Here is a 16306-nt window from a genome sequence, read left to right as displayed (position 1 = left end):
ATTACTGGCCGCGGCCGGACCCGAAGGTGCCCAGCCGCTCGTCGATGAACGCGAACAACTCGTCGTCGGTGAACCGCGCCACGGCCCGCGCGACCTCCGGTCGCGAGTCGAAGGCGGGGTCGTAGCCCGTGGCGTCGTAACCGGGCTGCGGTGTGTCGGCGGGTGCGTCGGCCGGTGCGGTGCCCAGCAGTTCGCCGTCCAGGAACCCGGCGACGGCCGCCGGCGTCGGGTGGTCGAAGACGAGGGTCGCCGGCAGCCGCAGGCCGGCGGCGTCGCCGAGCCGGTTGCGCAGCGAGACGGCGGCCAGGGAGTCGAACCCCAGGTCCTGGAACGGCCGGTTCGGATCCACCGCCTCCGCCCCGGGGTGGCCGAGCACCTCGGCGGCGGCCGTACGCACGAGGGTCAGCAGCTCCGCCCCCCGCTCGTCGGGGTCGAGTCCCGCCAGGCGCGCGACGAGCGCCGACCCGCCGGCGTCGCCCGCCGGCTCCGCACCCTCGGCGCCGTCCCCGCCGCCGCCCGGTGCGCCGGTCGCCTCGGGCAGGGCGGCAAGGAGAGGGCTGGGGCGTACGGCGGCGAACACCGGCGCGAGGCGCGCCCAGTCGACGTCCGCGACGGCGACGAAGGTCTCGTCGTGGTCGAGCGCCTGCTGCAGCGCGGCGAGCGCCGGCCCGGTCGGCAGCCCGCCGAGGCCGCGCCGCGCGAGCTGCGCCTGCCGGTCCTCGTCGACGGTGCCGTCCGGTGCACCGACCGACACCTCCGCCCACGGCCCCCAGGCGAGCGACGTGGCCGGCAGCCCGGCGGCGCGCCGGGCGTGGGCGAGCGCGTCGAGGGACGCGACGCCCGCGGCGTGGGCGCCCTGGCCGGCACTGCCCCAGACGCCGGCGACGGAGGAGAAGAGGACGAACGCGACCGGTTCCAGGTCCAGTTCGCCGGTCAGTTCGTGGAGCAGCCGGGCCCCTCCGGCGCGTACGGACAGGACGCCGGCGAGGTCGTCGGCGGTCAGGTCCGCCAGCGGGGACCAGGTGTCCGCCTCCTCCGTGTGGACGACGGTGACCAGGGGCCGGTCGGGCGGCAGGGAGGTCAGGAGGGCGCGTACGGACGCGCGCTCGCGCAGGTCGGCCTCGGCGACGGTGACGGCACCGGCGCCCAAGGCGGTGAGTTCCGCCGTGAGTTCGGCCGCGTCCGTCTCCGTGCCCGGGGGACGGGTGAGCACGAGGTGGTCGGCTCCGGCGCGGGCGAGATGCCGGGCGACGAGCAGGCCCATGCCCGTCGTTCCGCCGGTGACCAGGGAGGAGTCGCGGAAGTGGTACGTGGCGGGGGAGGGGCCGGCGTGCGGTGCGCGGGTGAGGCGGGGGACGTACGCGGCGTCGTCGCGGATGGCGAGCTGGGTCTCGTGGGTGCGGTGCGCGGTGGCGAGGTGCCGGACGAGGCGGGCGTAGTGGCCGGGGCCGGGTGCGCGGGGCAGGTCGACGAGTCCGGCGACGTGGTCGGGGTGTTCGAGCACGGCGACCCGCCCGAGGCCCCAGGTCCGCGCGTGGTCGGGGTCGGGCGGGCCGTCGTCGGGGCCGGTGCTGACGGCGTGGGTGGTGAGGGTCCAGAGCGGGGCGGGGACGGGCTCCGGGCGCTGGAGGTACCGGAGGGTGGCCACGGGGTCGGGGTCGAGGTTGAGGACGCCGGCGAGACCCGGGTGGCCGGGGTCGGTGGTCACGGCGGCGCCGGCGGTTTCGAGGGCGGCGGCCAGGTCGGCGGGCGGGGGCGCGTCGGGTGGGGTGAGGAGCAGCCAGGTGCCGGTGAGGGCGGGAGCGGTGGCGGCCGGAGGGAGGTGGGGCTGCCAGGTGAGGGCGTAGCGCCAGGAGTTGAGGGTGTCGCGCGTGACGGTGGCCTCGGGCGGGGCGAGCCAGTGGTGTCGCCGCTGGAAGGGATAGGTGGGCAGGTCGGCGAGGCGGGCGGTGGGGAGGAGTCCGGGCCACCCGGGGGTGGCGGCGTGGTGGGTGTGGAGGGTGGCCAGGGCGGCGAGGAGGGTGGGCACCTGGTCGCGGGTACGGCGTTGGAGAGGGACGGTCAGGCTCGGGGTGCCGTAGAGACATTCCGTGGCCAGGGAGGTCAGCGCGGCGTCGGGTCCGGTCTCCACGTACGTCGTCACACCCGCGGCGCGGAGCGCGTCGATCGCCGCGGCGAACCGGACGGGCTCGCGGACCTGCCGTACCCAGTACTCCGGATCCACCAGGCGATCGGCATCCGTCGCCATCGGTATCCGCGGCGGGTGGAACGTCAGCGTGCGGACGACCTCACGGAACGAGGCCAGCATGCCGTCCATGTGCGGCGAGTGGAAGGCGTGGCTGACATGCAGCTCACGGGAACGGAACCGCTCGGCCACCGCGCGGGCTTCCGCCGCGTCGCCCGAGATGACCGTAGCCGCCGGGCCGTTGAGCGCCGCAATCGTCACACCCCCGGTGAGGAACGGGACGACCTCCTCCTCCGCAGCACGCAGCGAGATCATGACGCCCGTCGCGGGCATCTCCTGCATCAGACGCGCCCGGGTGGCGACCAGCAACGCCGCATCCGCGAGATCGAGGACGCCCGCGCAGTGCGCGGCGGCCACCTCCCCCACCGAGTGACCCGCCAGCCAGTCCGGTGTGACACCCCACCCCTCCAGCAGCCGGAAGAGAGCGACCTCCAGCGCGAAGAGAGCAGGCTGCGCATACCGGGTCCGACCCAGCACCCCCGCCTCCGCCCCGAACATCACCTCACGCAGCGGACGGTCCAGATGCGGATCCACCGCCCCCGACACCTCGTCCAGCGCCCCGGCGAAAGCCGGGAACACCTCATACAACTCCCGCCCCATCCCCGGAAACTGACTGCCCTGCCCCGTGAACAGAAAGGCCAGCTTGCCGGGCACGGGCTCCTCGCCCGGTCCGGTGATCAGACGGGGATGGGAGGCGCCCTCCGCCAGCGCGGCCAGCGCCGCCCGGTCGCCGTCCAGGACCACGGCGCGGTGCCGGTGCCCGGCCCTTGCCGTCGCCAGCGTGTACGCGACGTCGGCGGCGGGGAGTCCGGGCTGAGCGTCGAGTCGCCGCCCGAGGCCGGCCGCCTGCGCCGCCAACGCGCCCGGGGTCTTCCCCGACAGCGGCCACAGCAGGGCCCCGGGACGTACCGCAGGGGCGTCTTCCGCCTGCTCGTCCGGGGCCTGTTCCAGGATCACGTGCGCGTTCGTGCCGCTGATGCCGAACGACGAGACCGCCGCCCGCCGCGGCCGGTCCGCCTCCGGCCACGCACGCGCCTCGGTCAGCAGCCGCACCGCGCCCGCCTCCCAGTCGACGTGCGGTGTCGGCTCCTCGGCGTGCAGCGTCGCGGGCAGTTCGCCGTGCCGCATCGCCTGGACCATCTTGATGATGCCCGCGACCCCGGCCGCCGCCTGGGCGTGGCCGATGTTGGACTTGATCGAGCCCAGCCACAGCGGCCGGTCCTCCGAGCGCTCCCGCCCGTACGTCGACAGCAGCGCCTCCGCCTCGATCGGATCGCCCAGTTCCGTACCCGTGCCGTGCGCCTCCACGGCGTCGATGTCCCCCGGTACGAGCCGGGCGTTGTCGAGGGCGGTGCGGATGACGCGCTGCTGCGAGGGCCCGTTGGGCGCGGTCAGCCCGTTGCTCGCACCGTCCTGGTTGACCGCCGAGCCACGCACGACCGCCAGCACCGGGTGCCCGTTGCGCCGCGCGGCGGACAGCCGCTCGACCACCAGCACGCCGACACCCTCGGCCCAGCCCGTGCCGTCCGCACCCGCCGCGAACGACTTGCACCGGCCGTCGGGCGCCAGCCCGCGCTGCCTGCTGAACTCCACGAACGTCCCGGGACTGGCCATCACGGTGACACCACCCGCGAGCGCCATCTCGCACTCACCCGTACGCAGCGACTGCGCCGCCAAGTGCAGCGCCACCAGCGACGACGAACACGCCGTGTCCACCGTCACCGCAGGACCCTCCAGCCCGAACGCGTACGACACCCGCCCCGACGCCACGCTGCCGGTGTTGCCCGTGCCCACGTAGCCCGCGACCTCGTCCGGCAGCTCCGGGAGCCAGGCGGCGTAGTCGTGGTACATCAGGCCCGTGAAGACGCCGGTGCGGCTGCCGCGCACCGAGCCCGGGTCGATGCCCGCCCGCTCGAACGCCTCCCAGCTCGTCTCCAGCAGCAGCCGCTGCTGCGGATCCATCGCCAGCGCCTCCCGCGGCGAGATGCCGAAGAAGTCCGCGTCGAAGTCGCCCGCGTCGTGCAGGAATCCGCCGTGGCGCGCGTAACTGGTGCCGGGGTGGTCGGGGTCGGGGTGGAAGAGGGTGTGCAGGCCCCAGCCGCGGTTGGTGGGGAAGCCGCTGACGGCGTCCCGGCCCGCGGCGACGAGCTGCCACAGCTCCTCCGGGGAGGTGACGCCGCCGGGGTAGCGGCAGGCCATGCCCACGATGACGATCGGGTCGTGCTCGGCTGCCGCGGCGGGCGGTGGTGCGGTGGGCGCGGACGCGGCGCGGTCGCCGAGGAGTTCGGTGCCGAGGTAGTCGGCGAGGGCCCGGGGGTCCGGGTAGTCGAAGACGAGCGTGGCGGGCAGCCGCCGGCCGACGGTGTCGGCGAGACGGTTGCGCAGATGGACGGCCGTCAGGGAGTCGAAGCCGAGATCCTTGAAGCCGCGCGTCGGCTCGATCGGCGTGGTGCGCGGATGGCCGAGCACGGCGGCCACCTCGCCGGCCACGACGTCGAGCAGCGCCGCCTGCCGTTCCTTCGGGGCGAGTCCGGCGAGCCGGTCGGCGAGGGGCACGCCCGCGGTGTCGCCCGGCGTCCGCGCGGCGCGGCGCGGGGCGGCGGCGGGGGCCGGGGCGAGCGCACGCAGCGGCGGGGGCAGCGTCGCGTCCCGGGCGCGGGCGCGGAGGGCGGCGGGCTCGAAGCGTACGGCCGCGAGAGCCGGCGCCGGGTCGCCGATCGCGGCGTCGAAGAGATCGAGGGCCTGCTGCGTCTTAAGGGGCCGGAGGCCGTGACGGGCCATCCGCGCGATGTCGTCCGCCGTCAGATGGGCGGTGATGCCGCTGGTCTCCGCCCACAGCCCCCAGGCGATCGCCCGGGTACGGGGCCTGGCGGTGGCCAGGGCGTCGAGGAAGGCGTTGGCGGCGGCGTAGTTGGCCTGGCCGGGGGTGGCCAGGGTCGCGGTGGCGGAGGAGAAGTGGACGAAGGCCACGTCGGGGAGGTGGGCGGTGGCCCGGTGGAGGTGGAGGGCGGCGTCGACCTTCGGGCCGAGGACCGCGTGCAGCCGCTCCGGGGTGAGGCGGGTGACCGGCGCGTCGTCGACGACCCCGGCGGTGTGGATCACGGCGCGGAGGGGGTGGCCGGGGTCGATGCCGTCGACGAGCGCGCGGACGGCCCGGGGATCGGTGAGGTCGCGGGCGGTGACGGTGACGGTGGCGCCCAGGGCCGTCAGTTCGTCGCGCAGGCGGGCGGCGTGGGGGGCCCGGTCGCCCTGGCGGGAGACGAGGTGGAGGTGGCGGGTGCGGTGGCGGGTGACCAGATGGCGGGCGACAAGGCCGGCGAGGGTGCCCGTTCCGGTGAGGAGGACGGTGGCGGCCGGGTCGGCGGCCCAGGCGGGCGGAGCGGCTGCGGGTTCCGCGGTGTGGCGGGTCAGGCGGGGGGCGGTGAGCCGCCCGTTCCGTAGCGCCACCTGCGGCTCTCCGGCGGCCAGAGCGGTTCCGACGAGATCAGGCGCCGGGGTCGCGGTCGCGTCCAGGTCCAGGAGGACGAAGCGGCCGGGGGACTCCGACTCCGCGACCCGTACGAGCGCCTGCACCGGCTCCCGTACCAGCGCCGGCACGTCCTCCCCGGCGACCAGCACGAGCCGGGCGTCGGCGAAGCGGTCCTCCGCCGCCCAGGACCGGACGAGGGACAGGGCCTCCGCGCAGGCGGCGTGGACCGTCCCGGCCCCGGGCTCCGGATCGCGGGCGGTGGTGAGGGGCGCGAAGACCGCGGCGGGCGGCTCGATACGGCCGGCCGCCACGTCGTCGGCCAGGCCGGCGAGGCCGGCGAAGACGGGCCCGTCGAAGCCGGGCCAGGGGGCGGTGCCGAGCGCGGCCCACCGGCCCGTGTCCGGCCGCGGGAGGTCGGGCAGCGGGATCCACTCCCGGCGGTACAGCATGTCCCGGGCGGCGGCCGTACGCGTCGTGGCCCCGGGTGCCCTCGCGCGCAGGGTCAGCCGCTCCACGGTGACCACCGGCTGCCCGGTCGGATCGTCGGCGTGGAGGGTGACGGCGTCGGGTCCCGCGGGCGTGAGGCGTACGCGCAGGGTGGTGGCGCCGGTGGCGTGCAGGCGGATGCCCGCCCAGGCGAAGGGGAGGCGGACCGCCGCGCCGGTCCCGGCGGCTTCGGCGGTCTCGACGGCTTCGGCACTGAGGACGAGGCCGTGCAGGGCGGCGTCCAGCAGAGCCGGGTGCACGCCGAAGGCGTCGGCGTCGGTGAACGCGTCCTCGGGCAACTCCACGTCGGCGTAGACCTCGTCGCCGTCGGCGGCTCGCCACAGCCGGCGGAGTCCGCGGAAGGTGGGCCCGTAGTGGTAGCCGCGCTCGGTCAGCGCCTGATAGGCGCCGGTCAGGTCCACGGCGTGCGCACCGGCCGGCGGCCACGCGGTGTCGGCGGGGGGCGCGGGGCGGCTCTCGGGGGCGGGGAGAAGCGTCCCCTCGGCGTGGCGGGTCCACGGTGCGCCGTCGCCCTCGCCTGCCGGGCGGGAGTGGATGCTGACGGGCCGCCGGTCCTCGGCGTCACCCGCTCCTACGGCGACCTGGAGGTCGAGCGCTCCGGTCGCCGGGACGCGCAGCGGGACGGCGAGGGTCAGCTCGTCGACGTGGCCGCCGCCGAGTTGCCGGGCCGCGTGGAGGGCCAACTCGACCATCGCGGTGCCCGGGAGGAGGACGGTGTCCGCGACGGCGTGGTCGGCGAGCCAGGGGTGGGTGGGGAGGGAGAGGCGGCCGGTGAGGACGAGGCCGTCGGCGGTGGCGTCGGCGAGTTCGACCACGGCGCCGAGGAGGGGGTGATCGGTGGCACCGAGGCCGGCGTGGGTGACGTCCCCGGTGGTGGCTGCGGGGGCGAGCCAGTGGTGCCGGTGCTGGAAGGGGTAGGTGGGGAGTTCGGTGAGGCGGGCGTCGGGGAGGAGTACGTCCCAGGCAGGGCTGGCGGCGTGGTGGGTGTGGAGGGTGGCCAGGGCGGCGAGGAGGGTGCGGACCTGGTCGCGGGTACGGCGTTGGAGAGGAACCGTGAGGACGGGGACGTCGGCGTCGGTGAGGCACTCGGTGGCGAGCGTGGTCAGCGCGGCGTCGGGTCCGGTCTCCACGTACGTGGTCACACCGGCGGCGCGGAGCGCGTCGATCGCCGCGGCGAACCGGACGGGCTCGCGGACCTGCCGTACCCAGTACTCCGGATCCACCAGGCGATCGGCATCCGTCGCCATCGGTATCCGCGGCGGGTGGAACGTCAGCGTGCGGACGACCTCACGGAACGGGGCCAGCATGCCGTCCATGTGCGGCGAGTGGAAGGCGTGGCTGACATGCAGCTCACGGGAACGGAACCGCTCGGCCACCGCGCGGGCTTCGGCCGCGTCGCCGGAGATGACCGTGGCCGCCGGGCCGTTGAGCGCCGCAATCGTCACACCCCCGGTGAGGAACGGGACGACCTCCTCCTCCGCAGCACGCAGCGAGATCATGACGCCCGTGGCGGGCATCTCCTGCATCAGACGCGCCCGGGTGGCGACCAGCAACGCCGCATCCGCGAGATCGAGGACGCCCGCACAGTGCGCGGCGGCCACCTCCCCCACCGAGTGACCCGCCAGCCAGTCCGGTGTGACACCCCACCCCTCCAGCAGCCGGAAGAGAGCGACCTCCAGCGCGAAGAGAGCAGGCTGCGCGAACCGGGTCCGACCCAGCACCCCGGCCTCCGCCGAACCCTCCCCGGCGAACATCACCTCACGCAGCGGACGGTCCAGATGCGGATCCACCGCCCCCGACACCTCGTCCAGCGCCCCGGCGAAAGCCGGGAACGCCTCATACAACTCCCGCCCCATCCCCGGAAACTGACTGCCCTGCCCCGTGAACAGGAACGCCGTCAGGTCCCGCGGCGAGGCGACGTGCCCCGGCCGCTCCGCCTCCCCGGCCGCCACCTCCCCGAGCCGGCGCACCAGTTCCTCGCGGTCGCTCGCCAGCAGCACCGCGCGACTGTCGAGCGTCGCCCGTGTCGTCGCCAGGGACCGCGCCAGGGACGCGAGGTCCGGCGCGGCCTGCCCGTCCTCGACGTGCGCCAGGAGGCGGGCCGCCTGGGCGCGGAGAGCGGCGTCGGACTTGGCCGACAGCGGGAGCGGGAGCGGAGCGGAGTGCGCGGGCGGCGGGGCCGGCGCCGCCGGGGTGTCCGGGGCGACCGGGGCCTGTTCCAGGATCACGTGGGCGTTCGTGCCGCTGATGCCGAACGAGGACACCCCGGCCCGGCGCGGCCGGTCCGCCGCACGCCACTCCCTCGCGTCGGTCAGCAGCGCGAGGGCGCCCGAGGACAGGTCGACGTGCGGTGTCGGCTCGTCCACGTGCAACGTCCGCGGCAACTCCCCGTGCCGCATCGCCTGGACCATCTTGATGATCCCGGCCATCCCCGCCGCCGCCTGGGCGTGCCCGATGTTGGACTTGACCGACCCCAGCCACAGCGGCCGCTCCGCGGCACGCCCCTGCCCGTACGTCGCGAGCAGCGCCTCCGCCTCGATCGGGTCGCCCAGCGGCGTGCCCGTGCCGTGCGCCTCCACCGCGTCGACGTCCCCCGGGCGCAGCCCGGCGTTGTCGAGCGCCGCACGGATGACGCGCTGCTGCGAGGGCCCGTTGGGCGCGGTCAGACCGTTGCTCGCACCGTCCTGGTTCACGGCGGAGCCGCGCACCACCGCCAGCACCGGGTGCCCGTGGCGCCGCGCGTCCGACAGCCGCTCCAGGGCGAGCACGCCGACGCCCTCGGCCCACCCCGTGCCGTCCGCCGCCGCCGCGAACGACTTGCACCGGCCGTCGGGCGCCAGCCCGCGCTGCCTGCTGAACTCCACGAAGACACCGGGGCTCGTCATCACCGCCACGCCGCCGACGAGCGCCGTCTCGCACTCCCCGGCGCGCAGCGCGTTCACCGCCAGGTGCAGCGCGACCAGGGACGACGAACACGCGGTGTCCACCGTCACCGAGGGCCCTTCGAGGCCGAAGACGTACGAGACCCGCCCCGACTGCACGCTCGCCGCGATGCCCGTCAGACGGTGGCCCGCCACGTCCGGCACGGTTTCGTGCAGCGCGGGCCCGTAGTCCTGGCGTACGCCGCCGACGAAGACGCCGGTGCGGCTGCCGCGCAGCGACGCCGGATCGATCCCGGCGCGCTCGAACGCCTCCCAGCTCGTCTCCAGCAGCAGCCGCTGCTGCGGGTCCATTGCCAGCGCCTCGCGCGGCGAGATCCCGAAGAGCTCGGCGTCGAAGTCCCCGGCGCCGTCGAGGAATCCGCCCTCGCGTACGTAACAGGTGCCCGGCTTGTCCGGGTCGGGGTCGTGCAGGGCGTCGAGGTCCCAGCCGCGGTCGGTGGGGAACGCGGTCACCGCGTCGCGGCCGGCGGCCACGAGGTCCCACAGGTCCTCCGGCGAACCGACGCCGCCGGGGAAGCGGCAGGCCATGCTGACGATCGCGATCGGCTCGCGCGCGGCCTCGGTGAGCCGCTGGTTCTCCCGCTTGAGCTGCTTGCCTTCGCGCAGCGACTTCCGCAGGGCCTCGACGAGGCTTTCGGTCGACGGTGCGCTGCTCATCGCGTCTCACCCGGGCCGGAGTCGGCGTCGTCGTCGCCCAGGGCCAGGGCGATCAGGCTCTCGGCGTCCAGGGAGTCCAGATCGACGTCGTCCCTCTCGTCCCCCTGATCCGTCTCCTCCCTCTCGTCCGGCGACGGGGGCGGCGGGTCCTGCGCCGCAAGGGCGAGCAGCGCGTCCAGCAGCCCGGCCTCCCGGAGCCGCGCGGGCGACAGGCTCGCCAGCGCGGCGCGCACCGCCGCCTCGTCGGCCTCCGGGGTCTCGTCGGCGGCCGGCTCCGCGGGGGCGGACGCCAGCAGGGCGGCGAGGTGTTCCGCCAGCGCGTGCGGCGTCGGCCGGTCGAAGAGCAGTCCCGCGGACAGCCGCAGCCCGGTCGCCCGCGCGAGCCGGTTGCGCAGCTCCACCGAGGTCAGCGAGTCGAACCCCAGCTCCGCGAACGCCTCGTCCGGCGCCAGCGCCCCGGCGTCGGCGTGCCCCAGCACCGCCGCCGCCTCCCGGCACACCAGGTCGAGCACGGTCTTCCTGCGCTCGGCCGCCGTCGCCCCGGCCAGACGCCGCGCAAGGGCCCCGGCGGGCGGCGCGGCCTGCTCGGGTACGGGCCGCCGGCTCCCGCCCACCGCGCCCTGCACCAAATCGCGCAGCAGCGGCGGCACGTCGTCCCCCCGCCCGCGCAGCGCCGCCGGGTCCAGCTTGACCGGGAGCGACACGGCCTCCGTCACCCCCAGCGCCGCGTCGAACAGCCGCAGCCCCTCCGTCTCCGACAGCGCCCCGGATCCCGCGCGCGCCAGCCGCGCCCGGTCCGTCTCGCCCAGCCCGGCGTTCATCCCGCCCGGCTGCTCCCACAGCCCCCACGCCAGCGACACCGCCGGCAGCCCGCGCGCCCGGCGGTGCCGGGCGAGGGCGTCGAGGAAGGCGTTGGCCGCCGCGTAGTTGGCCTGTCCCGGCGCTCCCAGCGTGCCCGCCGCGGACGAGAACAGCGCGAAGAGCGCCAGATCGGCGTCCCGCGTCAGTTCGTGCAGCGCCCACGCCGCGTCGGCCTTCGGCGCGAGGACGGTACGCAGCCGCTCCGCCGTCATCGACGCGAGCACGCCGTCGTCCAGCACCCCCGCGGTGTGGACGACGCCGGTCAGCGGGTGGGCGGCGGGCACGCCGGCGAGCAGCCCGGCCAGCGCCTCCCGGTCGGCGACGTCGCAGGCGGCCACGGTGACCGCGGCGCCCAGCCCCTCCAGTTCCGCGACGAGTTCGGTCATGCCGGGCGCCGCCGCGCCGCGCCGTCCGGCGAGGAGCAGGTGGCGTATGCCGTACGCGCCGGCCAGGTGGCGGGCGATCAGCCCGCCGAGCGCCCCGGTGGCGCCGGTGACCAGCACCGTGCCGTCCGGTTCCGGCGGACGCGGCACGGTCAGCGCGACCTTCCCGCGGTGCCGGGCCTGGCTGAGGTGGCGGAAGGCCTCGGGGGCGTCGCGTACGTCCCAGACCGTCAACGGCGGCAGCGTGAGCGCGCCTTGCTCGAAGAGGGCCCTCACCTCGCCGAACATCTCGGCGATGCGCTCGGCCCCCGCGTCCATGAGGTCGTACGCCGCGTACTCCACCCCGGCGTGCGCGGCGCGTACGGCGTCGGCGTCCCTGATGTCCGTCTTGCCCATCTCCAGGAACCGGCCGCCCGGCCGCAGCAACCGGAGCGAGGCGTCGACGAAGTCGTGGGCCAGCGAGTTCAGCACCACGTCGACGCCGCCGCCCGCGGCGCGGAAGGCGGCCTCGAAGTCGAGCGTGCGGGACGAGGCGACGTGGTCGGCCGGCAGTCCCAGCGCGCGCAGCGCGGCCTGCTTGCCGGGGCTCGCCGTGCCGTACACCTCGGCGCCGAGGTGCCGGGCGAGCTGCACGGCCGCCGTCCCGACGCCGCCCGACGCCGCGTGCACCAGCACCGACTGTCCCGGCTTGAGGGCACCGAGGTCCACCAGGCCGTAGTAGGCGGTGAGGTAGACGACCGGGACGGTGGCGGCCTGCGCGAAGGTCCAGTCGCGGGGCATCGGTGCCAGGAGCCGCCGGTCGGCCGTCGCGAGCGGGCCGGCGGCGCCCCGTACCATCCCGAACACCCGGTCCCCGGGCGCCAGATCGGTGACGTCGGGCGCGGTCTCGACCACGATCCCGGCGGCTTCGCCGCCGATGGTCACCTCGCCGGGGTACATGCCGAGGGCGCCCAGCGCGTCGCGGAAGTTCAGGCCGGCGGCGCGTACGGACAGCCGGACGTGGCCCGGTGCCAGGGGCGCGGTCGCCTCGGGGGCGGGCAGCAGCGCGAGGTTGTCCAGCGACCCGGGCTCGGTCACGTCGAGCCGCCACGGTCCGGCGTCGTCCTGCGGTACGAGCGCGGGGGCGGCGGCGCGGGCGAGGCGGGCCGCGAGCGGTTCGCCGGCGCGGACGGCGAGTTGCGGCTCGCCGGAGGCGACGGCCCGCGGCAGGGCGCGCAGGGACGCGGGGTCGCCGTCGGTGTCGACGAGGACCAGCCGCCCGGGGTGCTCCGCCGCCGCGGCGCGCGCGAGGCCCCAGGCGGTGGCGGCGGCGAGGTCGGGGTCCTCGTCGGCACCGACGGCGACGGCGCCGCGGGTGAGGACGACGAGGCGGGTGGCGGCGAGGCGGTCCTCGGCGAGCCACGCGTTGATCGTGTCCAGCGCACGGACGGCGACGGCGTGCGCGGCGGCGGGTGCGGGCCCGGGTACGTCGTCGGTGGTGACGGGGAGCACGAGCAGGTCGGGCGCCTCGGGCAGCGCCGCGGCGCCGGGCCCGGGTACGGAGCGGGCGGCGGGCAGCGCGGCGAGCAGGTCGCCGGCGTCGCCGGTGCCGAGGACGGCCCAGGTCGCGGTGGTGCCGGTCGCGGTGGTGCCGGCGGCGGTGGGCAGCGGCGGCCAGGTGAGGCGGTGCAGCGAGTCGGCCGGGGCGGCCGCGAGCGGGCGGAGCAGCAACGTCCCCACGGTGACGACGGGTCGGCCGGTCGCCGGGTCGGTGGCGTCGAGCGTGACGGCGTGGGCGCCGGTGGGGACGATCCGTACCCGGAGGGCGCGCGCCTGCGTGCGGTGGACGTGGACGTCCGTCCAGCCGAAGGGGAGGAACCCGGTCGTGTCCTGTGCGTCGCCGGTGAGGGCGACGGCGTGGAGGGCGGCGTCGAAGAGGGCGGGGTGCAGCGCGAACCGGTCGGCGCCGGGGGTGGCGCCGGCGTCGTCGGGGAGGGCGACCTCGGCGAGGATCGCGTCGCCGTGCCGCCAGGCGGCGTGCAGCCCCCGGAAGGCGGGGCCGTAGCGCAGGCCGGCGGCGTCGAGGCGTCCGTACAGCTCGGCCGGCGGGACGGGGACGGCGCCTGCCGGGGGCCAGGCGCCGGTGGCCGGGTCGGGCGCCGGGGCCGCGGTGTCCGTCGCGGTGCCGTGGGCGTGGCGGGTCCAGGGCGCGCGGTGGCCGTCGTCCCCGGCGGGACGGGAGTGGACGGCGACCTCGGTGCCCTCGACGGTGACCTGCAGCTCGACGGCGCCGGTGGCCGGAATCGCCAGGGGGGCGGTGAGGACGAGTTCGTCCAGCGCGGTGCGCCCGGTGTGGCGGACTGCGTGGAGGGCGAGTTCGAGGAACGCGGTGCCGGGGAGGAGGACGGAGTCCCCCACGGCGTGGTCGGCGAGCCAGGGGTGGGTGCGGAGGGAGAGAGTGCCCGCGAAGACGGTCGCGCCGTCGCGGTCGGCGAGCGCGACGGCCGGGCCGATCAGCGGGTGGTGGCCGGCGGTGGCGAGGGCGGGGGGCGCGTCGAGCCAGAGGCGTTGGCGCTGGAAGGGGTAGGTGGGGAGGTCGGCGAGGCGGGCGCCGGGGACGAGGGCGTCCCACCCGGGGGCCGCCGCGTGGTGGGTGTGGAGGGTGGCCAGGGCGGCGAGGAGCGTGGGGACCTGGTCGCGGGTACGGCGCTGGAGCGGGACCGTGAGCGGGTCGGTGCCGGTGTCGGTGAGGCATTCCGACGCGAGCGTGGTGAGGGCGGCGTCGGGCCCGGTCTCCACGTACGTGGTCACGCCCGCGGCCCGGAGCGCGTCGATCGACGCGGAGAACCGGACCGGCTCGCGCACCTGGCGCACCCAGTACTCCGGATCCGCCGGCCGGTCGGCGTCGGTCGCCAGCGGTATCCGCGGCGGTTGGAACGTCAGTGTGCGCACGACCTCGCGGAACGGGTCCAGCATCCCGTCCATGTGGGGGGAGTGGAACGCGTGGCTCACGTGCAGCTCACGCGCGCGGAACCCCGCGGCGACCGCACGAGCGGCGTCGGCGTCACCGGAGATGACGGTGGCCGTCGGGCTGTTGAGAGCCGCGATCGTCACACCCTCGGTGAGACGGGGACGGACGTCCTCCGCGGACGCCTGGAGGGAGATCATGACGCCCGTGGCGGGCATCTCCTGCATCAGCCGGGCCCGGGTGGCGACCAGCAACGCCGCATCCGCGAGATCGAGGACGCCCGCGCAGTGGGCCGCCGCCACCTCCCCCACCGAGTGCCCCGCCAGCACGTCGGGTGTGACGCCCCACCGCTCCAGGAGCCGGAAGAGGGCGACCTCCAGCGCGAACAGGGCGGGCTGGGCGTACCGGGTCCGGCCCAGCACCTCGGCTTCCGCACCGAACATCACTTCGCGCAGCGGACGGTCGAGATGCGGGTCGAGCGCCGCCGTCACCTCGTCCAGCGCCTCGGCGAAGGCGGGGAAAGCGGCGTACAGGTCCCGGCCCATGCCCGGGTACTGGCTGCCCTGCCCGGTGAAGAGGAAGGCCAGCTTGCCGGGGACAGGGATGGCGTCGGGGCCGGTGATCAGATGGGGGTGCGCGCCGCCCTCCGCCAGCGCGGCGAGCGCCGCCGGGTCGCCGTCCAGGACCACGGCGCGGTGCCGGTGCCCGGCCCGGGACGTGGCGAGCGTGTACGCCACGTCGGCGGGGTCCGCGTCCGGGTGCCGCTCGACGTACGCCGCCAGCCGCGCGCCCTGGGCGGCCAGCGCCCCCGGCGTCTTCGCCGACAACGGCCACGGCACCGCCCGGGGACCCGACGCCCGCGCGTCCTCCTCCGCTTCGTCCGGGGCCTGTTCGAGGATCACGTGCGCGTTGGTGCCGCTGATGCCGAACGACGAGACCGCCGCCCGCCGCGGCCGGTCCGCCTCCGGCCACGACCGCGCCTCCGTCAGCAGCCGTACCGCGCCCGACTCCCAGTCCACGTGCGGCGTCGGCTCGTCCACGTGCAACGTCCGCGGCAACTCCCCATGCCGCATCGCCTGCACCATCTTGATGATCCCCGCCACGCCCGCCGCCGCCTGCGTGTGCCCGATGTTCGACTTCACCGACCCCAGCCACACCGGCCGCTCCGCGGCACGCCCCCGCCCGTACGTCGCCAGCAGCGCCTCCGCCTCGATCGGATCGCCCAGCTCCGTACCCGTACCGTGCGCCTCCACCGCGTCCACGTCCGACTCGGCGAGCCCGGCGTTCACCAGCGCGTCGAGGATGACGCGCTGCTGGGAAGGCCCGTTGGGGACGGTCAGCCCGCTGCTCGCGCCGTCCTGGTTCACCGCGGAACCACGCACCAGCCCCAGCACCCGGTGCCCGTGCCGCCGCGCGTCCGACAGCCGCTCCAGCAGCAGCAGCCCCGCGCCCTCCGCCCAGCCCGCGCCGTCGGCCGCCGCCGCGAACGACTTGCACCGGCCGTCCGGCGCCAGCCCGCGCTGCCGGCTGAACTCCACGAAGGTGTCCGGCGTCGCCATCACCGACACCCCGCCCGCCAGGGCGAGACCGCACTCCCCGAGCCGCAGCGCGTTCACCGCCAGATGCACGGCCACCAGGGACGACGAGCACGCCGTGTCCACCGTCACCGCCGGGCCTTCGAGCCCGAGCGTGTGCGCCACCCGGCCCGTCGCCACGCTGCCCGCGCTGCCGCTGCCGACGTACCCCTCCAGGTCGGCGGGGAGTTCCGCCAGCCGGGAGCCGTAGTCGTGGTACATCAGCCCGGCGAAGACGCCGGTGCGGCTGCCGCGCAGCGACACCGGATCGATCCCGGCGCGCTCGCACGCCTCCCAGCCCGTCTCCAGCAGCAGCCGCTGCTGCGGGTCCATCGCCAGCGCCTCCCGCGGCGAGATCCCGAAGAAGGCGGGGTCGAAGTCGGCCACGTCGGGCAGGAAGCCGCCGCTTGTGGTGTACGTCGTGCCGCTCGCCTCCGGGTCGGGGTCGTAGAGCGCGTCGAGATCCCAGCCGCGGTCGGCGGGGAACGGGCCGACGGCGTCGCCGCCCCGGGCGACCAGGTCCCACAACTCCTCGGGGGTGTCCGCCCCGCCGGGGAAGCGGCAGGCCATCCCGATGACCGCGATCGGCTCGCGCACCCGGTCCTCGGCCTCGCGCAGCCGCTGCCGCGCGTCCTGGGCGTCCGCGATGGCCCGCTTCAGGTAGTCGCGGAGCTTCGCCTCGTTCTGGGGACCGCTCACCGGTCCGCTGCGCTCTGCCATG

At 76.3% G+C, this 16306-nt stretch carries 2 protein-coding genes; both read right to left on the bottom strand.

The features are described 5' to 3' along the window. Position 1 precedes the first annotated feature (1 nt). The gene (locus ABGA99_RS21325) at positions 2-9820 is read right to left on the bottom strand and encodes a type I polyketide synthase (protein ID WP_347583216.1); all 9819 of its coding nucleotides are present in this window, start codon (positions 9818-9820) and stop codon (positions 2-4) included. Beyond that, a complete protein-coding gene (locus ABGA99_RS21320) occupies positions 9817-16305 on the bottom strand; it encodes a type I polyketide synthase (protein ID WP_347583215.1) in 6489 nt (2162 codons plus the stop codon). The genes ABGA99_RS21325 and ABGA99_RS21320 overlap by 4 nt, the downstream gene beginning before the upstream one ends. Between the last annotated feature and the right edge of the window lies 1 nt (position 16306).

The organism is Streptomyces sp. B5E4, from assembly GCF_039871555.1.
GTDB lineage: Bacteria > Actinomycetota > Actinomycetes > Streptomycetales > Streptomycetaceae > Streptomyces.
This window is presented reverse-complemented; position numbering and strand designations above follow the sequence as displayed.